General features: G+C 67.9%; 17 protein-coding genes and 6 pseudogenes. 13 read left to right on the top strand and 10 right to left on the bottom strand.

Annotated elements, in window-relative coordinates; translation table 11 throughout:
• Positions 1-3: 3 nt before the first annotated feature.
• A complete protein-coding gene (locus tag G6N24_RS09170; RefSeq protein ID WP_085158099.1) occupies positions 4-450 on the top strand; it encodes an SRPBCC family protein in 447 nt (148 codons plus the stop codon).
• A gap of 50 nt (positions 451-500) precedes the next feature.
• Positions 501-1,055 (top strand): YbhB/YbcL family Raf kinase inhibitor-like protein, encoded by a 555-nt coding sequence (locus tag G6N24_RS09165; RefSeq protein ID WP_085158101.1) that lies wholly within the window; start codon positions 501-503, stop codon positions 1,053-1,055.
• Positions 1,056-1,062: 7 nt separating this feature from the next.
• Here G6N24_RS09165 and G6N24_RS09160 read toward each other — a convergent pair.
• Together G6N24_RS09160 and G6N24_RS09155 are read right to left on the bottom strand one after the other, a co-directional pair.
• Positions 1,063-1,751, bottom strand: a pseudogene (locus G6N24_RS09160) (NAD(P)/FAD-dependent oxidoreductase); the annotation flags it as partial.
• A 34-nt stretch (positions 1,752-1,785) separates the two neighbouring features.
• Complete coding sequence (locus G6N24_RS09155; protein WP_232070784.1) at positions 1,786-2,475, bottom strand: hypothetical protein; 690 nt, start codon at positions 2,473-2,475, stop codon at positions 1,786-1,788.
• A 287-nt stretch (positions 2,476-2,762) separates the two neighbouring features.
• Between G6N24_RS09155 and G6N24_RS25760 the strand changes: the two are divergent.
• The 5 genes and pseudogenes from G6N24_RS25760 to G6N24_RS09130 form a co-directional block, all read left to right on the top strand.
• Positions 2,763-2,933, top strand: a pseudogene (locus G6N24_RS25760) (nitroreductase family protein); the annotation flags it as partial.
• Positions 2,933-3,429 (top strand): annotated as a pseudogene (locus G6N24_RS09145) (SRPBCC family protein). The pseudogenes G6N24_RS25760 and G6N24_RS09145, both read left to right, overlap by 1 nt.
• A gap of 141 nt (positions 3,430-3,570) precedes the next feature.
• Positions 3,571-4,563 carry an MBL fold metallo-hydrolase gene (locus tag G6N24_RS09140; RefSeq protein ID WP_085158103.1) on the top strand — a complete coding sequence of 331 codons (993 nt, stop codon included), beginning with the start codon at positions 3,571-3,573 and terminating at the stop codon, positions 4,561-4,563.
• 67 nt (positions 4,564-4,630) lie between these two features.
• Entirely contained in the window at positions 4,631-5,107 is a 477-nt protein-coding gene (locus G6N24_RS09135; RefSeq protein WP_085158105.1) for a hypothetical protein, read from the top strand.
• 30 nt (positions 5,108-5,137) lie between these two features.
• A complete protein-coding gene (locus G6N24_RS09130) occupies positions 5,138-6,100 on the top strand; it encodes an FAD-dependent oxidoreductase (protein ID WP_085158115.1) in 963 nt (320 codons plus the stop codon).
• Here the strand turns inward: G6N24_RS09130 and G6N24_RS09125 are convergent.
• The 3 genes and pseudogenes from G6N24_RS09125 to G6N24_RS09115 all read right to left on the bottom strand — a co-directional run bounded on the left by G6N24_RS09125 (position 6,050) and on the right by G6N24_RS09115 (position 7,698).
• Positions 6,050-6,530: pseudogene (locus tag G6N24_RS09125) on the bottom strand (anti-sigma factor antagonist). The gene G6N24_RS09130 and the pseudogene G6N24_RS09125 overlap by 51 nt on opposite strands.
• A 251-nt stretch (positions 6,531-6,781) precedes the next feature.
• Positions 6,782-7,183, bottom strand: a complete 402-nt coding sequence (locus G6N24_RS09120; RefSeq protein ID WP_085158107.1) for a phage holin family protein — start codon at positions 7,181-7,183, stop codon at positions 6,782-6,784.
• Positions 7,184-7,215: 32 nt separating this feature from the next.
• On the bottom strand, positions 7,216-7,698 hold the full coding sequence (locus G6N24_RS09115; protein ID WP_085158109.1) for an amidohydrolase family protein: 483 nt from the start codon (positions 7,696-7,698) through the stop codon (positions 7,216-7,218).
• A gap of 76 nt (positions 7,699-7,774) precedes the next feature.
• Here G6N24_RS09115 and G6N24_RS09110 point away from each other — a divergent pair, with 76 nt between their 5' ends.
• Positions 7,775-9,067 carry an MFS transporter gene (locus G6N24_RS09110; RefSeq protein ID WP_275996449.1) on the top strand — a complete coding sequence of 431 codons (1,293 nt, stop codon included), beginning with the start codon at positions 7,775-7,777 and terminating at the stop codon, positions 9,065-9,067.
• A 33-nt stretch (positions 9,068-9,100) separates the two neighbouring features.
• On the opposite strand, the gene G6N24_RS09105 is transcribed toward G6N24_RS09110, so the two are convergent.
• Complete coding sequence (locus G6N24_RS09105) at positions 9,101-10,363, bottom strand: competence/damage-inducible protein A (protein WP_456320189.1); 1,263 nt, start codon at positions 10,361-10,363, stop codon at positions 9,101-9,103.
• A gap of 34 nt (positions 10,364-10,397) precedes the next feature.
• Here G6N24_RS09105 and G6N24_RS09100 point away from each other — a divergent pair, with 34 nt between their 5' ends.
• Complete coding sequence (locus tag G6N24_RS09100; RefSeq protein WP_085158111.1) at positions 10,398-11,783, top strand: adenylate/guanylate cyclase domain-containing protein; 1,386 nt, start codon at positions 10,398-10,400, stop codon at positions 11,781-11,783.
• A 45-nt stretch (positions 11,784-11,828) separates the two neighbouring features.
• On the opposite strand, the pseudogene G6N24_RS25345 reads toward G6N24_RS09100, so the two are convergent.
• Positions 11,829-15,436 (bottom strand): annotated as a pseudogene (locus tag G6N24_RS25345) (PE family protein).
• A 738-nt stretch (positions 15,437-16,174) separates the two neighbouring features.
• On the opposite strand from G6N24_RS25345, the gene G6N24_RS09090 reads away from it, so the two are divergent.
• Positions 16,175-16,669 carry a macro domain-containing protein gene (locus G6N24_RS09090; protein ID WP_085159483.1) on the top strand — a complete coding sequence of 165 codons (495 nt, stop codon included), beginning with the start codon at positions 16,175-16,177 and terminating at the stop codon, positions 16,667-16,669.
• Between the two features lies 1 nt (position 16,670).
• On the opposite strand, the gene G6N24_RS09085 is transcribed toward G6N24_RS09090, so the two are convergent.
• Positions 16,671-16,988 carry an MTH1187 family thiamine-binding protein gene (locus G6N24_RS09085; protein ID WP_085159460.1) on the bottom strand — a complete coding sequence of 106 codons (318 nt, stop codon included), beginning with the start codon at positions 16,986-16,988 and terminating at the stop codon, positions 16,671-16,673.
• A 62-nt stretch (positions 16,989-17,050) separates the two neighbouring features.
• On the opposite strand from G6N24_RS09085, the gene dtd reads away from it, so the two are divergent.
• Both dtd and G6N24_RS09075 read left to right on the top strand, forming a co-directional pair.
• The gene (gene dtd / locus G6N24_RS09080; protein ID WP_085159462.1) at positions 17,051-17,482 is read left to right on the top strand and encodes a D-aminoacyl-tRNA deacylase; all 432 of its coding nucleotides are present in this window, start codon (positions 17,051-17,053) and stop codon (positions 17,480-17,482) included.
• Positions 17,483-17,501: 19 nt separating this feature from the next.
• Entirely contained in the window at positions 17,502-18,413 is a 912-nt protein-coding gene (locus G6N24_RS09075) for an SAM-dependent methyltransferase (protein WP_085159464.1), read from the top strand.
• 85 nt (positions 18,414-18,498) lie between these two features.
• Here the strand turns inward: G6N24_RS09075 and G6N24_RS09070 are convergent.
• Both G6N24_RS09070 and G6N24_RS09065 read right to left on the bottom strand, forming a co-directional pair.
• Positions 18,499-19,521: pseudogene (locus G6N24_RS09070) on the bottom strand (zinc-binding dehydrogenase); the annotation flags it as partial.
• 10 nt (positions 19,522-19,531) lie between these two features.
• A complete protein-coding gene (locus G6N24_RS09065) occupies positions 19,532-21,463 on the bottom strand; it encodes a flavin-containing monooxygenase (RefSeq protein WP_085159465.1) in 1,932 nt (643 codons plus the stop codon).
• Positions 21,464-21,712: 249 nt separating this feature from the next.
• On the opposite strand from G6N24_RS09065, the gene G6N24_RS09060 reads away from it, so the two are divergent.
• Entirely contained in the window at positions 21,713-22,177 is a 465-nt protein-coding gene (locus G6N24_RS09060; protein ID WP_085159485.1) for a hypothetical protein, read from the top strand.
• Positions 22,178-22,221 lie beyond the last annotated feature (44 nt).

Here is a 22,221-nt window from a genome sequence, read left to right as displayed (position 1 = left end):
GCGATGGCTGCCACCGAGTCCCGTGAAGTCGTCATCGAGGCGACGCCCGACGAGATCATGGACGTGTTGTTCGACCTCGAATCGCTGCCCGAGTGGTCCTCGGCTCACCGGGAGGTCGAAGTCCTCGAACGGGACGCTCAAGGTCACCCGAGTAAGTCCCGGCAGGTCGTCAGGGTCGCGGGTGTGGGCGATGAGCAGGTGCTGGCCTACGACGTGCACGACGACGGGGTGAGCTGGACGCTGGTCAGCGCCAAACAGCAACGCGCGCAGCACGCCCGGTACACGCTGACCCCCGAAGGCGATTCGACCCGGGTCCGCTTTGAGCTGACGGTAGATCTCGTCGCGCCGCTCCCGGGATTCCTGATCAAGAGGGGGGCCAAGGGCCTGATGGACACGGCCACGCAGGGCCTGCGCAAGCGGGTGCTCGAGGTCAAGAAGCGCGGCACATAGCCCCGGTGGACGGCTATCTTCGCGAACCTCGGTCAGCGACACTGACCTGTATGAAAAGCACAACGGTAAGCACACTTCATCGCATCGCATCGGTGATCGCAGTCCTGCAACTCGCGGCTATGGCAGCCTGCTACGCCGCCGCCAACGGTCGCGCAGCCCCTGCCGGCGGGCCGCTGACGATCACCAGTCCGGCATTCGCCGACGGCGCCCCGATCCCTGTGCAGTACACCTGCAAGGGGGCAAACATCGCACCACCGTTGACGTGGTCGGCGCCGCTGGGGGCCGCACTCGTTGTGGACGACCCGGACGCCGTCGGCGGAACCTACGTCCACTGGATCGTGATTGGAATTGCGCCTGGGTCCGGCAGCACCGCGGATGGCCAAACTCCGGCTGGGGGACGCACCCTGCCCAACTCCGGTCGCCAGGCCTCCTACTTCGGGCCTTGCCCGCCCGCGGGCACCGGGACACACCACTACCGGTTTACCCTCTACCAGCTTCCCAACACGTTTGAACTCCCCGCGGGATTGGCTGGAGCGCAAGCGGCGCAGGCGATTGCGCAGGCCGCAACCGCAAAGGCTCAGCTCATCGGGACATTCGGGGGTTGAGCCCGGATTACGACGCGTCGTCGAGCGCCCGATAGGCGGCGTTGTAGCCGGGAATGAAGGTTATGCCCGGGCCGCCATGGCACCCGGCGCCACCGAGGTGGAGGCCGTCGATCGGGATCGGAAAGTCGAGGAAGCCTTTGGCCCCGGGGCGATTGGGTCCCATCAGATCCGGGTGCAGCAGCCCGTGGCAGAAGTCACCGGCCTGCGCGCCGAACATGGTGTCCATGTGGTAGGGGGCATATGTGATTTTGCGGATCACAATGTCCTTGAAGTTGGGGGCAAACCGGGTGATCTTGTCGATAACCCGTTGTGCCATCGCATTTTTGAGATACCCATGCTGGTCACGGCCGGCTTCGACCGGGTGCGCGTACGCGAACGCGCCCGCGGCGTGCTTACGGTCGGCCCCAGGCTCGCATCGTGCAGGGAGGGGATCCGCATTCCCGTCGACGGGTTGTCCGGGGCAATGTCCTGCCGACATGTTTCCCATTGCAGCTGTTGAGATTCCGGCGAGCCGACAATGCCGACCGACTGCTGCATTCCGGCGTCGTTCAATAACTCGCAAGGCGGTGCGAATTCGGGCAGCCCGGCCAGGGCGAAGTGGATTTGCACGAAAGAGGCGCGATGATCGCGCCCGGATATCCGTGCGATCAGTTCCGCGGGAACGTGCTCGGATGCGATCAGGTCGGTGAGCGTGACGTGAGCGCACGCTCGAAGCCGTGAGCGCCCCGCATCAGTACAGCGGCGACCACTCGGACGTCCGCAGCAACCGGGTGGTCCACTGATCGCGCAGGTCCAGGGCGTCGTGCATCCAGGTCCCAGGGGCACGGTGCTCGGCGGGAATATGCGTCCGGATCAGGTCGAGCAGCGCCTCCGGTCTCGTGATGCGCTGCATCAGGATCACCTCGCGGCGCACGTGGCTGCCGAGGGCGGGCTGGAACGCGGCGTGCATTGTCAGCATCGACGTTGGTTGCTCGAGGCTCTTGGCGTATACGTCACCGCATCTGACGATGTACTCCTCGAACTTGTCCTCGTAGGGCCACATGGTGTCCTCCATGTAGAGGCTCATGTCGTGCTCGCGCCCGTCGACCGGCACCTCGTCGAACGACACCTGCAGCAGGGGCGACCACGGGAGCGGCACCAGCAGTTTCGCGTCGACGTCATGGCGCATCTCGTCCAGGTTGCGCATCCACTCCTGCAGATCGCCCTTCTGGACCCGCTTGGTCAGGCTCTCCCATGCCGCTCCGTCGCGAACCGCGGTCACGGTGATCACGGTGTAGGCGGGGCCGCTGCCATGCGCCTGGTTGGTGTACCACAACAGCCGGGCCTCGTCGCCGGCGGCGAGCATGGGCATCCAGCCGTGTCGAAATGCTGCCTCGAAGTCGTCTTCGGCGCGCCCGCGCACCTTGTGTACCTCGTGCATGAACAGCACGCCGAAACCTCCCACACGCGGCGCTCCACCCTGACCGCCTCGTCCCACGGACGGTAACTCGGACAGATCAACGTGTCGAGAGGCCCGTGAACTGCGCCCGGCTGCGCGCCTTCCCGTCGGGCGTCGCAGACATGCGGCGTTCGCGCTTACCCGGCCTGCGCAGCCGAGTCGAGAATCTGGTTTTCTCAAATCGGTATTCATCGTCACCGGGCGGGAGTTCGCGCATGAGCAGGCTCAACGTGCCGGCTGGCGCTGGCGGCGAAGCGGCGATGATCTGGACGCTGCATCTGGCAAAGGAACAGCAGGTGGCCGAGTTGCTGGGAATCCCGGCCACGGTCACGCAGGCCGCGCTGTTCGCGGTGGCGTAGACCATCGGCACCAACTTCCCGCCGGCCGCGCGGCCGCCCGCGGAGACAATCACCTTCTGGGACGGCTGGGGAGAACGCTGATGCGGTCCTACACCCTGCGATTCCATGTCGACGCGCCGCCGCAGAAAGTGTGGCGGGTCCTGCATCCGCCGCCGCCACCGAACTCGCCGCGGCCGCGGGTCCTCAAATGGCCCACCGGCAGCATGGAGATCCTCAACGACGGCGACGAAGCCGGCGAGGGTCTGGTCCGCACAAGCGTCTTCGACGTGCCCGAATACCTGCTGTCCGGCGGCAAGGCGCGGTCGTGGGAGACCGTCACCGAAGCGGAGCTCAACAGGCTTTCCCGATATGTGGCCGTCGGCCCGCCGCCATGGTCCCGCGCCGAGGGCTATCACCAGCTCGACGAACAGCCCGACGGCACCACGGTGCTGACCTTCCACGCGACGTATCACGCCTAACAACCCGGTGCCGCGTTTCTTCCTCGAGCGCCCCAGAGCCCGGCGAGATTTCGCCCGGCCACCTCGAGACCTACGAGCACGCGCTCAGCTACGCGGGCCGGGTGACGCGGCTGACCTGAGAGCGTGCCGTAGCGCTCACGTGTTCTGTGCCGTGCAGCACATGGATAGGGATCGGATGCCCTGGAACCGGTCCAACCGCGGCGCTGGAAAACGCGGTTGATGAAAATATGGGCGGGGGCCGGACTTGAAAGGGTGTCGACATGACCGGCCAATCGGGCGTGCTTGTTCCCCTCGATTCGCTGATCGTCGAAGTGCTCAGCGACAACGTCAGCGACGCCTACGTGAGCAAGACGCCGTTCGCCCAGTCGGAGATGCAGAACGTGGTGGACGCCGGTGCAAGGTTGATTTCGGGCCGCAGCCTGCTCGTTGCCAACCTGGGTTACGGCTTGCGACTCAGGTCGCTGGCGGGGCCGGTCGAGCACGTGCTGTTGTTCGACACCGGCACCGAGGGTGCCGCGTTCATCCGCAACTGCACCAACCTCGACATCGACCTCGGTGCTGTCGAGGAAATCGCGATCACCCATGGACATTGGGACCATATGGGGGCGCTGATCGAGGCGATCGATGGGGTCGTGGCCCAGCGTGGCTCGGTGACAGTCCACGTCAACCCGCTGATGTTTCGCGAACGCGGTCTGGAACTGGCAAGCGGGCAGGTAATACCGACCGAGCGAGTCCCTACCCCGGCCGCGATGCGCGCTCACGGTGCGATCGTCGTGAACGACGCAGGTGAACGGTGGCTGCTCGATGGCCACTTCTACTACAGCGGCGAAATTCCGCGCGTCTGCCCGTTCGAGACCGGCAGATCCGACCATCTCTGCCGGCCAACCGACGACGCCGCGTGGGAGCCCGATCCCTTGCTGCTCGACGAGCGAATGCTGGTGGCCCACGTGCGCGGCCTCGGGCTGATCGTCTTCAGCGCGTGCTCACACGCCGGCATCGTCAACGTGTGCACGGAAGCGGCCAGCCGCTTCCCCGATGTCCCGATTCATGCGGTCATGGGCGGATTGCACCTCGGCGGCGTGATGGAGCGCATCATTGCCGAGACGGTGAAAGGCTTGGCGCCGTTTAACATTCGCCACATCATCGCCGGACACTGCACGGGCTGGCGTGCCGTCCACGCCCTAGCCGACGCATTCGGCGACCGGGTGAGCCAGTCCGCGGTGGGAACGAGTTATCGCTTCCAAGCGATTTGAGCCGAGCGATGGGGGTTGCCGGCGGGCGGTTCGAAATCGCCTGCTCACCCCGGTACGCTGCGGTCCTATGGGTTCGAAGGCGAATTCACCTGTTGCCGCGAGACTGGTCGTCGCGGGGCTGATTCTTGTGGGCTGGGTTGCGTCCGCGGGTGTCGCGGGCGCCGATCCGCAGCCGGCGCCATCACCCGCACCGAAAACGACGATGGACCACGATGGCACATACGTCGTAGGGACCGACATCCTGCCGGGTACGTACAGCTCCGCGGGACCGGTTGGCAACGGAACGTGCTATTGGAAGCGGATGGGCAACCCGGATGGCGCCCTCATCGACAATGCGCTGAGCAAGAAGCCGCAGGTAGTGCAGATCGAACCGACCGACAAGGCGTTCAGGACGACGGGCTGCCAGCCCTGGCAGAACACCGGCGGCGAGGGCAATGCGCCGGCCGAGCTGCCCGGACCCGCCGCCGGAGCCCAACTGCAAACCGATCTCGGCATCCTCAACGGATTGCTCGGTCCGAACGGACAGCAAGTACCTCAATCCTGAGTGACGCCGGATTTCGGCTACCGTCCTGCTGTGGTCACCGGTGCGCAACAAGTCGTCGTGATCGGCGCCGGCGTGAGCGGGTTGACGTCGGCCGTGTGCCTGGCCGAAGCGGGCCGGCCGGTGCGGGTGTGGACGGCCGCACCGCCGCGAGAGACCACCTCGGTGGTGGCGGGTGCGGTGTGGGGCCCGGTGTTCACCGAACCCGTCGCCAGGACGCTGGCCTGGACCGAGGAGTCGCTGCGCGAGTTCCGCGAACTTGCCAAGCACCCTGCGACCGGGGTGCGCATGGCGCCGGCAATGACCGTCGGTGAGCTACCGGCCGGCGACGAACTGCCGCCCCAGGCCAAGCTGATCCCCGACCTGCGACCGGCCGACTCGGCCGGTCTGCCCGAGGGCTTCCAGACCGGGTATCGCGCCACTATGCCGATGATCGACATGCCGCAATACCTCGACTACCTGACACAGCGCCTGGCCGCGGCCGGCTGCGAAATCGAGGCCCATCCCGTGCGGTCGCTGGCCGAGGCCGCCGACGCCGCCCCGACCGTGGTCAACTGTGCCGGTCTGAGCGCCCGAGAGCTGGCCGGCGATGACACCGTGCGGCCGCTCTTCGGCCAGCACGTCGTCCTCACGAATCCCGGCCTGCGGCAACTGTTCCTGGAACTCAACCGCGGTCCGGAGTGGACTTGCTATTTCCCCCACCCGCGGCGTGTTGTCTGTGGAGGCATCAGCATCCCTGACCGCTGGGACACCACCCCGGATAGCGAGGTAACCGAGCGGATCCTGCAGCGCTGCCGCCGGGTCGAGCCGCGGCTCGCCGAGGCCCAGGTGATCGAGACGATTACCGGACTGCGTCCGGACCGCCCGCGCGTGCGGGTGGAGGTTGAACCGCTCGGGCCGGCGCGGTGCATCCACAACTACGGCCACGGCAGTCATGGCGTGACCCTATCGTGGGGCTGCGCGCGGGAGGTGGCCCGCCTCGTCGGCGCGGGGTGAATGGGCCTCAGGCCGGCGGGGCCAGCGCGGATTCGACCGTCGCATACATCGGCAGCAGGCGGCGCAGGCCACACGCGGCAATCGTGCGGGCCACGATCGGCTGGCTGGTGACCAGCCGCAGGTTCACGCCGCGGCGGCGACACCGCACCGAGGCCTGAGCCAAGACGGCGTACGCACACGACCCCATGAAATCGATGTCGCGAAGGTCGATGACGAACGGACCGGGCGCGATGGCGATGGCGGCGCTCCGGCTCACCAATCGCTGCCACGCGGCCTCGTTACTGGCGTCAATGTCACCGCCGACATGAACGACCACCGCCGAGCCGTTGCACTCGGTGACCGCGCGCAGACCAGTGTGGGAGTCACCACGTTGCGAGCTCAGCCGCGTGCCTGCAGGACCTGATGTTGACCCGCTCGCGACCGTCTTCATCTTGTGCAACATCCCGTCCGTCGTGTGCTGGTAGCTGCTGCCGTCCTGCATCGGAAGGCGGGCACGCGCTGTCATCGTGCCACAGACAACCCGTCTTCACGGTGGTAGTAAGCATATGTGCAACAGGTCCTGACAATGAAGGATGTCGTAACGCAAATTTTTGCATTGTTCCCACCGGCGGACGCGCACCGACGGCGACCTCATTTGCCGTCTTTCGAAAGATAGCTGCTGCTACGAAGAAACGAGCACGACTAACGTCGAGTGACGCGCCGGACGTCGCGACCCAGCAGCGACAGTAGCCAGCTCACGATCGACAACACGATCGCCGCCCAAATCGCGGTCCACCAGAAGTGGTCGATCTGCAGTCCCCAGTGAGTGGTGTGTTCGGTGATCCGCGCGGTGATCCACAGCATCAACGCGTTGACGACGACATGGAAAAGGCCAAGCGTCACGATGTACAGCGGGATCGCCAGGAATTGCACGATGGGTTTGATGAATGCGTTGACCAGACCGAAGATCACCGCGACGACGAAGATAATGCCGATCCGCTGCAACGTCGTGTCGCCGCCGACAAAGCGCATCCCCGATACGAATTGAGTGACCACCCACAATGCGAACCCGGTCAGCGCCGCACGCAGGAGAAAAGGCACCATGTGCCGATCTTGCCATGTAAGAGCCGCGTCAATCAGTTCAACCCGTAGAAGCGCTGCGCGTTGCGCCCGCCGATCTTTTCGCGCGCCTCCTCGCTGATGTCCGTGCGGGTGCGCAGATGCTTGGTGCTTTGCGGCCACTCGCCATCCCAATGCGGGTAGTCGCTGGCGAACATGATGAAGTCGGCGCCGAGCACATCGATCACCCCGGGCAGGATTGGCTCGTCGGGTTCACAGGTCACCCAGATGTTGCCGGCCTGCAGGTAGTCATGCGGATCACGGCGCCAGCCACGCTCGACCCAGTCCCCTCGCTTCTCGAAATGCTCGTGCAGGCGGTCGATAAAGAACGGGACCCAGCCCGCGCCAGGGCCTCGGTCTTCCGGGTAATTGCGGCCCTCGATCGTCAGCCGCAGCCGCCCGTCCGTGCTGGGCTTGACGTAATCCGGCCAGCGTTTGATGGCCTCGATCGCCAGCGTGGGATTCTCGGCGACGTGCCCGTCGGCATCGATGATCCGCATAAACCCGGAACTTTCTCGCGCCGATCGAAGGTGCAACCTCCTCGATCGGTCCCAGCGTCGGTGCCCCGGGTTCTCGATGCTGCTCCGGGTACTGCACGATGCTGACGTGACAACGCAACGGATCAGCGCCGATCAGCGAAACTCCGTCATCGCGGCGTTCCTGGGCTGGACGATGGACGCCTTCGACTATTTCATCGTGGTGCTGGTCTATGCCGACATCGCAAAGACCTTTCACCACACCAAGGCTGAAGTCGCTTTCGTCACCACCGTCACGCTCATGATGCGCCCGGTGGGTGCGCTGCTGTTTGGCCTCTGGGCCGATCGGGTTGGGCGGCGGCTGCCGCTGATGGTGGACGTGGTGTTCTACTCGGTGGTCGGATTCCTGTGTGCGTTCGCGCCGAACTTCACCGTGCTGGTAATCCTGCGGCTGCTGTACGGCATCGGCATGGGCGGGGAATGGGGCCTGGGTGCGGCGCTGGCCATGGAGAACGTTCCCGTCGGGCGGCGCGGGTTTTTCTCGGGGCTGTTGCAGGAGGGCTACGCATTCGGGTACCTGCTGGCGAGCGTGGCATCGCTGGTGGTGATGAACTGGCTGGGGCTGTCGTGGCGTTGGTTGTTCGGTCTGAGCATCGTCCCGGCCCTGATCAGCCTGATCATCCGATACCGGGTGGCGGAATCCGACGTTTGGGAGGCCGCGCAGGACCGGATGCGGCTCACCAGCACCAGAATCCGCGATGTGCTGCGCGACGCGGCCATCATCCGCCGTTTTATCTACCTGGTGCTGCTGATGACCGCGTTCAACTGGATGAGCCACGGTACCCAGGACGTCTACCCGACCTTCCTGACGTCGACAGCCAACGACGGTGCCGGCCTGTCCAGCTCGACCGTCAAGTGGATCGTGGTGGTCTACAACGTCGGCGCCATCGTTGGCGGGGTTGTCTTCGGCACGCTGTCACAACGGTTGAGCCGGCGCTACACCGTCGTTTGCTGTGCGGTATTGGCATTGCCGATCGTGCCGGTCTTCGCCTACTCGCGCACCGCGGCGATGTTGTGTCTCGGCTCGTTCCTGATGCAAGTCTGCGTACAGGGGGCGTGGGGTGTGATCCCGGCGCACTTGACCGAGATGTCGCCGGATGCCATTCGCGGCTTCTACCCCGGTGTGACCTACCAGCTGGGTAATCTGCTGGCGGCCTTCAACCTGCCGATCCAGGAACGCCTGGCCGAAACCCACGGCTACTCCTTCGCGCTGACGGCGACGATCGTGCCCGTGCTGATCGCCGTCGCGGTGCTGACACTGATCGGCAAGGACGCCACGGGAATCCGCTTTGGGACGGCCGAAAGTGCCTTTCTCCCAACAGAAGTGACGTGATCAGATCTCGAGATCCAGCGGATGACTCCCTGGCTACTGGGTCAGCGCGCGCAGCAGCAGGTGCATGGCCACCGTCGTCGAGCGCTCGCGAATGTCCGACCGGTTGCCGGGAAGCCGCACCGTGCGGGTTTCGCCCCGCCCATCGGCGAGCATGACCGTGAAACAGACCGTCCCCACCGGCTTTTCCGGCGTACCCCCGCCCGGCCCGGCGATTCCGGTGATCGCGACGGCGGTGTCGGCACCGAAGCGCTGCAGTGCGCCCGCCGCCATGGCCTGCGCGACGGGCTCAGACACCGCCCCGTGCGCCTCGATCAGTGCCGGGTCGACGCCGAGCAGCTGGACCTTCGCCTCGTTGGAGTAGCTGACCACACCGCCCATGACGTAGTCGGACGAACCGGGGCGATCGGTCAGCCGAGCCGCCAGTAGCCCGGCGGTGCAGGATTCGGCGGTCGCTACCCGACGGCCGGCCAGCAATCGTGCGACCAGATCGTCTACGTGCGAACCGTCTTCGGAGTAGACGTGGCGCCCGTGGCGGTCGCGGAGCAGCCCGATGAGCCGCGCGTACACGTCGGCGGCCTCCGGCTCGTAACGGGTGACCATCTCAATCTCCCCGCGCCGCAAGCATGTGGTGATCTCGAGTGAGCCAAAGCCGGGAATGGATGCTTCGGCGCCACGAAGCGTTTCGGCCAAGGCCGACTCGGGCAGCCCAAACATGCGAAGGGTCCCCTGCCGATAGGCCGTCCGGCCGGCGATGGCCGCCTGCGCCGCGGACGTCTGAATGGCCCTGCGCCACATCGGCTGTAGCTCGCGCGGGGGTCCGGGAAGAACCATTACCGGCGGTTTTCCGGGCACGACGAGACCCGGCGCGGTGCCCACCGGATCGAGCACGTGCGACCCGGCCGGGATCAGGGCCTGCTTGCGGTTTGCGGCGCGCACCGACGCGAAACTTCCCGGATCGACGTGCACCATAAGGGATTTCAGGATGTTGGCGATCTTGTTCTCAAGCCCGTCGTCGAACACCAGGTCGCGCCCGCAGAAGCGGGCTACCACCTCGACGGTCACGTCGTCGGCCGTCGGCCCCAGGCCGCCGCTGGTGACGATCAGGTCCACGCCTTGGTCCGCCATGAATCGCAGCTGCGCGTCGATGTCGGCGGGGCGGTCGCCGCAGATCGTGATGTGCGCCAGCTCGACCCCCAGCTCAAGGAGCCGATCGGCGATCCATGGGCCGTTGCGGTCTTGGACCCGACCGGTCAGGACTTCGGTTCCGGTGACAACGATGCCCGCACGTGCGCTCACCGCGATGAGCCTACGCATGAACTAACCTGAGGCCGTGGCGCAGGCGCCCCGGACTCACAGGACTCGTTACGCCAAGTGCGGCGAGATGGACATCGCCTACCAGGTGCTCGGTGATGGTCCGACGGATCTGCTGGTGTTGCCCGGGCCGTTCGTCCCCATCGACTCGATCGACGACGAGCCGTCCCTGCACCGCTTCCACCGGCGCCTTGCGTCGTTCGCCCGGGTGATTCGGTTCGACCATCGCGGCGTAGGACTTTCGTCGCGGATGCCGTCGATGAAGCTGCTGGGGCCTAAGTTCTGGGCCGAGGACGCGATCGCGGTGCTCGACGCGGTCGGAAGCGAGCAGGCGACGATCTTCGCGCCAAGCTTTCACGCGATGAACGGATTGGTTCTTGCCGCCGATTACCCCGAGCGCGTGCGCGGGCTGATCGTCGTCAATGGATCGGCGCGCGTGCTGTGGGCGCCCGACTACCCGGTCGGTGTCCAGGCGCGTCAAGCTGATCCGTTCATGACGGTCGCGCTGGAGCCCGACGCCGTCGAACGGGGTTTCGATGTGCTCCGCATCGTCGCTCCCACCGTCGCCGACGATGATGTGTTTCGCGCGTGGTGGGATCTCGCCGGCAACCGTGCGGGGCCGCCAAGTATGGCGCGCGCCGTGTCCAAGGTGGTGACCGAGGCCGACGTACGAGATGCCCTGGCGCGCATCGGGGCACCGACGCTGATACTGCACCGCGTCGGGTCGACCTTTATCCCCATTGGGCACGGTCGCTACCTGGCCGAGCACATCGCCGGATCACGGTTGGTCGAACTACCGGGCGCAGACGTCCTGTACTGGGTCGGCGACACCGGGCCGATGCTCGACGAGATCGAGGGGTTCATCACCGGCGTCCGCGGCGGCGGCTATGCCGAGCGAGTGCTCACCACGATCGTGTTTACCGACATCGTCGGCTCGACCGAGCGCGCCTCTTTGCTTGGTGACGGCCGGTGGCGCGACCTGCTCGACCGTCACGACACCATCATCCGCCACGAGCTCGGTCGATTCGGCGGGCGCGAAGTGAATACGGCCGGAGACGGTTTCGTCGCGACGTTCACCAGCCCGAGTGCCGCGATCGCGTGCGCCGACGACATCATCGATGCGGTCCGTGTGCTCGGCATCGAGGTGCGGGTCGGCATTCACGCGGGTGAGATCGAGGTGCGGGGCGTCTTGGGACGTGACGTCGCCGGTTTGGCCGTGCATATCGGTGCGCGGGTCGCGGCGCTGGCCGGGCCCGGCGAGGTGCTGGTGTCTTCGACGGTGCGCGACATTGTCGCCGGTTCGCGGCGCCGGTTCGCCGAGCGCGGTGAACGCCAACTCAAAGGGGTGCCGGGCAGTTGGCGGCTGTACGCACTGGTACGGGAGCGCGCGGCGGTCGGGTCCTAGCGGCCAGGGCGCGTCGATGGCCGCGGGTGCGTGCCGGGCGACCCGTTATAGCGACCCGGTGGCGCCGGTTGCGCCGTTGGCGCCGGGGAGACCGCCGGCACCGGCGGTTCCACCGCTCCCGCCGTTCCCGGGCTGGGCATTCGTCGGGAAGACATGCGCGAAGGCGCCACCGCCGTCGCCGCCGTTGCCGCCGTTGGCGGACAGGTCCGAGCTGTTGCCGCCCTTGCCGCCGTCGCCGCCGGTGGCGACTCCGGCTCCGTACGCGTACGCAGCACCGCCGGTGCCGCCGCCCCCGCCGGTGCCGCCGTTGCCGGCGTTCCCGGCATCGCCGCCGAGGGCGTCTCCGTCCCCGTAGTTGGTCGCAGTACCGCCGGAGCCGCCGCTGCCGGCAAAGATGACGGCGTCACCGCCAGCACCACCTTGGCCGCCGGTGGCGTTACCCGTGCCGGCGTAGATGGTCGCGCCACCGCCGCCGCCACCGTTGCCCCCGTTAACGCCAGAGGGGAAGTCATTGAAGCCGATGCCGGCATCTCCGCCCCTGCCGCCGGTGATGTTATTCGCGTTGAGGGCGTTGTTGATTTCCACGCCGCCGCCGGCGCCGCCGTGACCGCCGCCCCCGCCGGTGGGGCTGTTGCCGCCGTTGCCGCCGTCGCCGGGGGTGGCGCTGCCGAGTCCGGCGTTGTACGCATAACCACCGAACCCGCCGTTCCCGCCGCCCTGGGCACCGTCACCGCCGGCCCCGCCGTTGCCGGCGGTGGCGCCGGCGGTGGATGCGGCGTTGAAGACACGGGCGTCGCCGCCGCCGCCGCCGAACCCGCCGGCGCCGCCGGCGCCGGATAGGCCATTCGCCCCGGCGTGTCCGACGGCGTTTCCGGTTCCAAAGCTGTACGCGGAACCGCCCTGGCCGCCGCCCCCGCCGTTGAAGCCGGTGCCGCCTTTCCCGGGGGTGCCGCCGACGGCGTCTCCGCCTCCATAGTTGGTCGCGGTACCGCCGGTGCCGCCGATGCCGCCGGTGCCGGTGGCGCCGGTGGCATTGCCGCCGGTGCCACCGATGCCGCCGATAGCGTTGTGCGTGGAGGCGCTGCCGCTGATGTAGGCGTCGCCGCCGGCCCCGCCGTGCCCGGGTTGCAAGGCGCTGCCGTTGTCAAGGCCGGTGCCGCCCGCTCCGCCCGCGCCGCCGATGGCATCATGCGGATTGGCGGCGTTATCGATTTGTACGCCGCCGCCTTGGCCGCCGCCCCCGCCGCCGCCGGTGCTGCCGGTGCCGCCGTTGCCGCCCGTGCCGGGGGTGATGCTTCCGGTTCCTTGGGTGAACGCAAAGCCGCCGAAGCCGCCGGTCCCGCCGCTGGTGCCGTTGCCGCCGATCCCGCCGTTGCCGGAGGTCGCGCTGGCCGTAGATGCGGCGTTGAAGATGCGCGCGTCGCCGCCACCGCCACCGGCCCCACCCGTGCCGGTGGCGTTATCAAGGCCGTTCGCGCCCGCGGCGCCGGTGGCGTTGCCGGTTCCGAAGGCGTACGCATGGCCGCCTTGGCCGCCGCCCCCGGCGATCGCCGGGCCGGCGCCGCCGAGCCCGGGGACGCCGCCGAGGGCGTCTCCCTTGCCGTAGTTGGTTGCGGTACCACCGGACCCGCCGATGCCGCCGGTGCCGGTGACGGCGGCGCCGCCCACCCCGCCGGTGCCGCCGATCGCCTTAGCCGTGGAGGCACCGCTGTCGATTTGCGCGTTGCCGCCGCTCCCACCGTGTCCGGGTTGGGTGAAGCCACTGTTATCCCAGCCTGTGCCGCCCGCTCCGCCGGCGCCGCCGATGGCGTTAAACGGATTGGTGCTGTTGCCAATTTCCGCGCTGCCGCCGTCGCCGCCACCCCCGCCGCCGAAGGCAGTGCCGGCACCGCCGTTGCCGCCGTTGCCGGGCGTGACGTTTCCGGTTCCGGCGGTGAACGCATTACCACCGTTGCCGCCGCGCCCGCCGCTGGCGCCGTGGCCACCGGCCCCGCCATCGCCGGCGGTGGCGGTAGCCGTGGAGGCGCTGTTAAGGGTAAGCGCGTCGCCGCCTCGACCGCCGTTACCGCCGTTACCGGCGCCTATGCCGTTGCCGCCGTCGCCGCCGGCGCCGCCGGTGGCGTTCGCCGTTCCCGCGTTAACCGCGTCGCCGCCGTCACCGCCGTCGCCGCCGTTGCCGTTGCCGGCACCGTCGCCGCCGCCACCGCCGTCTCCGCCACCGCCGGCCAGCGAACCCGGGGCTCCGCCGTCGCCGCCTCGACCGCCGCTGCCGGAAACGGTGGCGTTGCCGCCCTTGCCGCCGTTGCCGCCGCTGCCGTACGCACCGCCGGCCCCGCCGTCGCCGCCCCTACCACCGTCACCGAGGCCGGTTTCAATGTAACCGGCACCACCGGCTCCGCCATTGCCGCCGTTGCCCGGGACTATGGTGCCGGTGGCGCCGGTCGCACCGGCCACGGCGCCGGGACCACCGGCCGACCCACCGACGCCGCCGACCCCGGGCGCGCCGGGGTCACCGCCGTTGCCGCCCGTACCACCTGGTGTGGTCGCGTCGGGGCCGGCCCCACCGGTGCCGCCGTTGCCCGGTGCCCCGGGGTCACCGCCGACGCCGCCAGCCCCGCCGTTGCCGTTGGCGCCGGTGGTGCCGAACAAGGCTGAGCCGTGCCCGCCTACACCGCCCGCACCGCCCTGGCCGCCGGCGCCGCCGGAGCCGCTGTTGCCGCCGTTACCGCCGGTCGCGCCCAGTGTGGTGGTGTCCCAGCCGTTACCGCCGGCCCCGCCGGTGCCACCGGCCCCGCCGACGCCGCCCTGGCCGCCGTTACCGCCGGCCCCGAACAACAGCCCGCCGTTACCGCCGGTACCGCCGTTACCAGCGTTGCCGCCGGCTCCGCCCTGGGTGCCGGTGCCGCCGGTCGGAGTCATCGAGGTGCCGGGGTTGCCGGCGATCCCGGCCGCGCCGGCCCCGCCCACACCGCCGGGCCCGCCGTTGCCGAACAACAGTGCGCTGCCGCCCAGCCCGCCGGACCCGCCGTTCACGCTGGCCCCGCCGACCCCGCCGGCCCCGCCGGCGCCGCCGTTGCCCCACAGCCAGCCGCCGGTGCCGCCCGCCCCACCGGCCCCGCCGCCGGCCCCGCCGGTCCCGCCGGCGCCACCGCTACCGATCAGCCCGGCCGCACCACCGGCCCCGCCGCCCTTGCCCGACGCGCCCGAGCCCCCGTTGCCGCCGTTGCCCCACAAAATCCCGCCGGCCCCACCGTTGGCCCCGGTCCCCGGCGCCCCATTGGTACCGTTACCGATCAGCGGGCGCCCCAACAGCGCGTTGGTGGGGGCATTGATCACTGCCAACGCGTCGTCCACAAGGGTTTGCAGCGGCGAGGCATTGGCGGCCTCCGCGGCCGCATACGCGCCGCCCGCTGTGCTCAACGCCTGCACGAATTGAGCATGAAACGCCGCCGTCTGCGCACTCAGCGCCTGGTAGGCCTGGGCGTGGCCGGAAAACACCGTCGCGATGGCCGCCGACACCTCATCGGCGGCGGCGGCCAGCACCGCGGTGGTTCGGGCCGCGGCCGCCGTGTTGGCCGCGCTGAGCGACGAGCCGATGCCACATCCGCTGCCGCCGCCGAAAGCATCTCCGGTGTCGTGAGGACAAAGGACATCGCTGCCTCCCAACCCGAATCGCGTGTCGGTGAGGTACACAGCGTACGCACATTTCGCTGTCAGAAATCCGCGTTTCCGTAAATACTTACGCCCGCGGTTATGCCTCATGGCGTGCGCAAACTCGCCATCGAGAGCGCCCGGCCGGCGAAGGTCGAGCCGGAATCGTCGGGTAGATCGGTAAGCCGACGTTATCGGCGCGTAATTGACTGTGCAGCTTGGCATTTGGTCGATCCGATCGGCGAGAACCACAGCAGGCCGCAGCGGAGATGACGCGGCGGTTGCGCCGTCTCAACCGGGCGTGCCGGGTTGGCCGGGTTGGCCGGGCTGTCCTGGCTCACCACCGGGACCGGGTGCGCCGCCAGGGCCACCCTCGCCACCCTCGCCGGGCTGACCGCCGGGGCCGGGTGCTCCGCCCGCGCCGCCGTCGCCGCCTCGACCTCCGTCGCCGCCCCTGCCTCCAACTCCGCCTCTGCCCCCGGCACCGCCCCTACCGCCGGCTCCGCCCCTGCCTGCAACTCCGCCTCTGCCCCCGGCTCCGCCTCTGCCTCCGGCTCCGCCGGGTCCACCGACGCCGCCGGTCTCACCGCTGTCGCCCGTCATGCGGTTCTCGCTCGCGCTGAAGCGAGGTGATGAGTCATCGGTGTGCCTCTCTGCCGGCCCCGTGATTTGTGAGCTCGCGCCACGCTACCTGACCGCCAGCTATCGTCCGAAGCGCCCGTCTGCGGGAGAATGTGTCGATGATCGAGTTAGACGTGCTTCAGGCTGACGTGACCAAGCTCGAACTCGATGCGATTGCCAACGCGGCCAATACCCAACTCCGCCACGCCGGCGGCGTCGCTGCCGCGATCGCACGCGCCGGCGGGCCCGCGGTGCAACGCGAATCGAACCAGAAGGCGCCGATCGGCCTTGGGGAGGCGGTCGAGACCACCGCGGGCGAGATGCCGGCGCGCTATGTCATCCACGCGGCCACGATGGAACTCGGCGGCCCGACGTCGCCCGAGATCATCAGCCGGGCCACCGCTTCTACCTTGCGGAAGGCCGACGAACTCGGTTGCCGCTCGCTGGCGCTGGTGGCGTTCGGCACCGGGGTCGGCGGCTTCCCGCTCGAGGATGCGGCGCGCCTGATGGTCGATGCCGTTCGGCAGCACCAAGCGACCTCGCTTCAGCGGGTCGTGTTCGCGGTCCATGGCGACGCGGCCGAGCGAGCGTTCCAGGCCGCGGCGCGGGCGTGAGCTAGGCATCGCCTGCCTGCCTGGATAGATAGCGTTCGACGGATTCGACCTTCTGCGTCATGGTGTCGGAGGCGCCCGCTCGCCAGTCGACCTTGATCATCGTGCTGACCCGCGGTGCCCGAGCGGCGACGGCTTCTACCGCGCGCTGCACCACCGCCATCACCTCTTCCCAGGTATCGCCTTCGATGACGGTGAACATCGAATTCGTCTCGTTGGGCAACCCGGAATCCCGAACCACCCGAACCGCTTCGGCCACGATCTCGCCGACGCCCTCCCCCACGCCCAGCGGGGTTACCGAAAAGGCGACCAGCACAGACATACGACGAGCGTACCCAGGCCGGCAGGTTCACACTCAGAGTCGGCCTGGCAGCATCGAACCCCATGCGGGTTCTGGTGCAACGGGTCTCATCAGCAGCGGTGTCGGTGAACGGTGAGGTGGTCGGCGCCATCCGGCCGGAGCGGCAGGGCCTGCTCGCATTCGTCGGTGCCACCCACAGCGACGACACCGACAAGGTGCGGTGGCTCGCGGAAAAGTTGTGGGGGTTACGTATTCTCGCCGACGAGAAGTCGGCTTCCGATGTCAACGCGCCGATCTTGGTGATCAGCCAATTCACCCTGTATGCCGACACGGCGAAGGGCCGGCGGCCGTCATGGAACGCCGCCGCGCCCGGTGCGGTCGCCGAGCCGCTGGTCGCGGCGTTCGCGGAGGCGCTGCGAGAGCTGGGCGCGCACGTGGAAACCGGCGTATTCGGCGCCCACATGCAGGTCGAACTGGTCAACGATGGCCCGGTGACGGTGATGCTGGAACTGTGAGACCGGGTACGTTGGCCCGATGACGATGCCTGAATTTGGATCGCTGCGTTCCGACGATGACCAGTGGGACATCGTCAGCGGGGTCGGCTACACGGCCCTGCTGGTGGCGGGATGGCGCGCACTGCACGCCGTGGGCCCGCGGCCGCTGGTTCGAGACGAATTCGCCAAGCATTTCATCACCGCTTCACGCGACCCGTACCTAACCGGGCTGCTCGCCCACCCGGGAACCTCGGACGACGAGACCGCCTTTCCCCGCCTGTATGGCGTGCAAACGCGCTTCTTCGACGACTTCTTCCGGTTCGCCGGCGATGCAGGCATCCGGCAGGCGGTGATTGTCGCCGCAGGCTTGGACTCGCGCGCCTATCGCCTCGAATGGCCCTTCGGCACAACAGTTTTCGAAATCGACCTGCCGAAGGTCCTGCAATTCAAGGCTCGGGTATTGGGCGAGCGGGGCGCGAAACCCAAGGCCCGCAGGGCTGAGGTGGCCGCCGACCTGCGCACCGATTGGCCCGTCCCGTTGAAAGCGGCCGGGTTCGATCCGCGACAACCCAGCGCCTGGTCGCTGGAGGGACTGCTGCCCTACCTGACCGGCGACACGCAAAACCTCCTGTTCGCCCGGATCGGCGAGCTGTGTGCGTCAGGCAGCCAAATCGCCGTGGGCGCCTTGGGGACGTGTTTGGATCACGAGCAACTCGCCGCTCTAGAATCGACCCATCCCGGAGTCAACATGTCCGGTCACGTGGACTTCTCGGCTCTCACCTACAACGACACGACCGATCCCGCGGGATGGCTGGCGGTGCATGGATGGGCTGTCCAACCCATTCGCAGCACGCTTGAATTGCAGGCGGGTTACGGAATGACCCCGCCGGACGTGGACGTGAAGATCGACAGTTTCATGCGCTCGCAGTACATCACGGCGACGAAGGTGTGAATCCGTGAATCGGCGACTGTGGATCTGGCGACGCGACGCGCCGGCGTCGCGTCGCCAGATTCACAGTCGGCGCCAGCGCCATTACGGCGTGAGCAAAATCTTGACGTCCTCGCCCGACCGTGACCCCGCGATCGCATAACCCTTGGGGGCGTCGTCCAACGGCAGTGTCGTCGTGAAGATTCCGTCGACGTCGAGGCGGCCGGATGCGAGCAGCGGGATCAATTCCGGCCACGTGCGCTGCACCGGTGCCGTGGTCATGCGCAGCGTGATGCTGCGCATCAGACAGCTCAGCGCGGGAAGCGGAAACGGTTGCAGATCGTGCACACCGACAACCGAGACGGTTCCGCCGGGTCGCACCGCACTGAGCGCGTCGGCCATCGACGCGTCGGTGCCGACGGCGTCGATCACCGAGTCGGCGCCGCGCCCGCCCGTCGCGGCGAGTATGGCCTCGGCCGCCGGCGACGTGACCGGCGTGGCACCCCAGTTGGCGGCACGGTCCAAGCGGCCGGCCACGCGGTCGACGGCGAAAACCGTTGCAGCACCTTGTATAACCGCGCTGCGCAGCGCGCACAGGCCGACGGCTCCCAGGCCGATCACCGCTACCCTGTCGCCGGGCGAGACGTCGGCCCGTTGGGCCGCCGCCCAGCCGGTGGCGAGGTTGTCCGTGAGGAGCAGCGCCTGCTCGGTGGTGATCCCGTCGGGGATGTTAAGCACCTGGAAGTCGGCGGCGGGCACGGCGAGCAGATCGGCCTGCGCGCCACCGAGCGCGCCGGCGCCGAAGATCCGCAGGCCGGAGAAGCACATGACCGGGTCACGGGTGGCGCACCCCGGGCAGGCGCCGCAGCCGGCCACCGAAGACACCATGACGACGTCGCCAACCTTGACGGTGCGCGCCTGGGGCCCGGCCTCGACGACGGTGCCGACCGCCTCGTGGCCCAGGGCCACCGGCTCGGCCAGCGGGTATTCGCCCTCGTAGAACTGCAGGTCGGATCCCGCAGATGCCGGCGGCGGTTACGGCGACGACCACTGCGTCGGGACCGGGAAGCGCCGGATCGGGGCGGATGTCGACCCGAATATTGCCGGGCCCGTCGATGACTACCGCGCGCATGTCGGCGTGTTCACTTCCCTTGGCGCAGCAGGAATTGGGACCAGTCGGGCTGGCGAACCGCGGCCCAGTACTGGTCGAGTCGCCACGGGCTGACGGTGTGGATCTCCCCGTCGGCGTTTTTGAAGTAGGAGTGTTTGACGGCCGGGTGTGACCACACCATCTTCTTGACCTCGGCCTGCGTCCGTTGATGCCACCCCGCGGCCGCATCGGCGGTCGGCTCCAATGAGTGCATGTTCGTCTCCACAAGGCGCTGCAGGCACAGGTTGATGTAGCGCATCTGGAGTTCGGAATTGAAGATCAGGCTGCCGCCGTGCGCGAGATGGGCCCCGGGCCCGTAGATGAGAAAGAAGTTCGGGAACTCGGGCACGGTGATTCCCAGGTAGGCGTACGGGCGTGTCCCCCACCTGTCATGCAGGTCGATTCCGTTGCGGCCGAGGACTTTCACAGGCCACAGCACATCTGTGTGGCGAAATCCGGTGGCATAGATGATGACATCGACGTCGTGTTTCACGCCGTCCACGGTGACGATCCCGGCGGGTGCGATCCGCTCGATCGGGGTACGCACCAACTCGACGTCTTCGCGCCGCAGGGTTCGCAGCCAGCTGCCGTTGTCCTGCAGCGTCCGCTTGCCGGTTGCGGGATAGTCGGGCATCACCTTGGCCAACAGCTCTTCGTCCGTGCCGACCTGGCTGGTGATCCACTGGGTGAACATCATCCGGGCGGCCGCGTTGATGTCGCTGACGGCATAGTCCTGGTCGGCATACTGTGGATCAATCCGCGCCGCGTCGAGCCCCTTGTCGGCACCGGGCCACATGACCAGGAACCGGTACCATCTCCCATAGAACGGCAGATGGCGCATCGCCCAGTGCACACCTTCGCCAACTCGCTCGTGATACATCGCATTCGGGAACATCCACTGGGCGGTCCGCTGAAACACAGTGAGCCGCATGACATCCGGGGCAATGGCGGGTGCTATCTGGAAACCGCTGGCGCCGGCTCCGACAAGCGCGACGCGCTTGCCGGTCAGGTCGACGCGGTGGTCCCAGGCCGCGGAATGAAACGACGGTCCCGCGAAGGTGTCGGCACCATCGAATCCGGGGATATATGGGCGATTCAACTGGCCGACCGCCGTGATGACCGCCCGCGCTCGCAGCGCGCTCGCCTGCCCGTCGGCCGAGCGCAGCGAAACGCACCACATGCCGTCGTCGTCGTTCCACTCCGCCGAGACGGCCTCGGTGTTCCACCACACGTGCTCGGCCAGGCCGTGCTTGTTCATCACGTGGGTGAAGTAGTCCAAAAGCTCCGACTGCTCGGCGAAGAAGTGCGTCCAGTCGATGTTGGGTTCGAAGCTGTAGCAATAGAAATGGTTTGCGACGTCGACACGCGCCCCGGGATAGCTGTTCTCCCACCACGTTCCGCCGGGACCGGCGTTCTTTTCGACGATGGTGAAGGGAATGTTGGCCTGCTTGAGCCGGATTCCGGCCAGGATGCCGGATTCGCCGCATCCGATCACGACAACCGGGAGCCGTTGTGCGCTCTCGGTCGGCAAGGCCGCCGGGCGGCGGGGATCGACCCCGTCGAGATCCATCTCTTCGAAGACCAGGGGCAGGTAGTCGTCGGGAACGCGCTCGCAGGCGGCCCAGTCCAGCATTTCCCTGATGAGCTCGTGGCTGAGCGGCCGCGGTTCGGGGCAGCCGCGGTCTCGGTAGTCGGTGATCACCGGCAGCGCCTCGGCGCGGGCGCGGGCCTTGTCCTCCTCGGACATGAACCCCTGGACCTCGTTGAGGAAGATGCCCATCTGTTTGAAGTCGCGGACGAAACGGGGATTGCCCGTGATGTGCACGAGCGACAGCAGGAGCGTCGGGATGCTGACGTCGTCCAGCGCGGCAGCGATCTCCGAGGTGGGCGTCGCGAAGGGCTCGCCGGCGTACGGGCTGCGCATCGCGCCGATCCTTTCGGTGACCGCAATTACGATACCCTACGTTGCGTAATTGGCAGCACTACGCTACCCCCGGCGCCCTAGTGGATCAAGAGCCGCTGGCCACCGTTGGTATCGACGAAAGGGCGGCAGTGAGCGTACCCGGGAAGATCGCGCGATGAGAACCTGTTCTCATGCGCGGATTCCGTCGCTTCCGGGCCTGCGACCTCGCCGGGCGACGGTGTCCTACACGAGCGGAGGTGAATGAGCGTCGTGGCCCCGATACTCACGGCCTGCAGCGGTTTCTTGCTCGCTGTCCTGTGGATGGATCTCATTTTCGATACCCAGGTTTTCGGCCACCGCAAGGCGCATGATGGCCTGCCGGAGCCTGTGCTGGCTTCCATCGCGGGGTATTACCATCGCGCGACCACCACATCGGGCCCGATGAGCCGGCTGATTGTTTTGGTCATGGTGATCTTGTTGGGCGCGTTAGGGTTTCAAGCTGTTCGCGGACACGATCCCGGCTGGCTGCTGGCAACGTCGGCCGTTCTGACGGGTGTCCCAGTGGTCGTGGCGTTAACGCACACGGTCCCCAACGCCGTTCGACTGGGTTATCGCAGGGACGGTCCGGTCGACCAGTCCCGCCTCGCGCGATCCATCTGCCGCGATCACCTCCTATGCGCCGGGTGCATGCTCACTTTCCTGGTGCTGTGGGTGACACACACCGTGGTGGTGTGACTGCCTGGTGTGACGGGTCGTAGTGCGAGACCTCCTGGTCAGGG

The sequence above is a fragment of the Mycobacterium lacus genome, from assembly GCF_010731535.1.
Classification (GTDB): Bacteria; Actinomycetota; Actinomycetes; order Mycobacteriales; family Mycobacteriaceae; genus Mycobacterium; species Mycobacterium lacus.
Note: the sequence above shows the minus strand (reverse complement) of the source record. Positions and strands in the feature narration are given on the sequence as shown.

Coding starts and splice junctions, on each gene's coding strand:
- G6N24_RS09110 (WP_275996449.1), top strand. CDS start 7,775: ATGCTGCTCCGGGTACTGCACGATGCTGACGTGACAACGCAACGGATC.
- G6N24_RS09155 (WP_232070784.1), bottom strand. CDS start 2,475: ATGCACGAGGTACACAAGGTGCGCGGGCGCGCCGAAGACGACTTCGAG.
- G6N24_RS09165 (WP_085158101.1), top strand. CDS start 501: ATGAAAAGCACAACGGTAAGCACACTTCATCGCATCGCATCGGTGATC.
- G6N24_RS09120 (WP_085158107.1), bottom strand. CDS start 7,183: ATGGTGCCTTTTCTCCTGCGTGCGGCGCTGACCGGGTTCGCATTGTGG.
- G6N24_RS09170 (WP_085158099.1), top strand. CDS start 4: ATGGCTGCCACCGAGTCCCGTGAAGTCGTCATCGAGGCGACGCCCGAC.
- dtd (WP_085159462.1), top strand. CDS start 17,051: ATGCGGGTTCTGGTGCAACGGGTCTCATCAGCAGCGGTGTCGGTGAAC.
- G6N24_RS09065 (WP_085159465.1), bottom strand. CDS start 21,463: ATGCGCAGCCCGTACGCCGGCGAGCCCTTCGCGACGCCCACCTCGGAG.
- G6N24_RS09085 (WP_085159460.1), bottom strand. CDS start 16,988: ATGTCTGTGCTGGTCGCCTTTTCGGTAACCCCGCTGGGCGTGGGGGAG.
- G6N24_RS09090 (WP_085159483.1), top strand. CDS start 16,175: ATGATCGAGTTAGACGTGCTTCAGGCTGACGTGACCAAGCTCGAACTC.
- G6N24_RS09135 (WP_085158105.1), top strand. CDS start 4,631: ATGGGTTCGAAGGCGAATTCACCTGTTGCCGCGAGACTGGTCGTCGCG.
- G6N24_RS09140 (WP_085158103.1), top strand. CDS start 3,571: ATGACCGGCCAATCGGGCGTGCTTGTTCCCCTCGATTCGCTGATCGTC.
- G6N24_RS09115 (WP_085158109.1), bottom strand. CDS start 7,698: ATGCGGATCATCGATGCCGACGGGCACGTCGCCGAGAATCCCACGCTG.
- G6N24_RS09075 (WP_085159464.1), top strand. CDS start 17,502: ATGACGATGCCTGAATTTGGATCGCTGCGTTCCGACGATGACCAGTGG.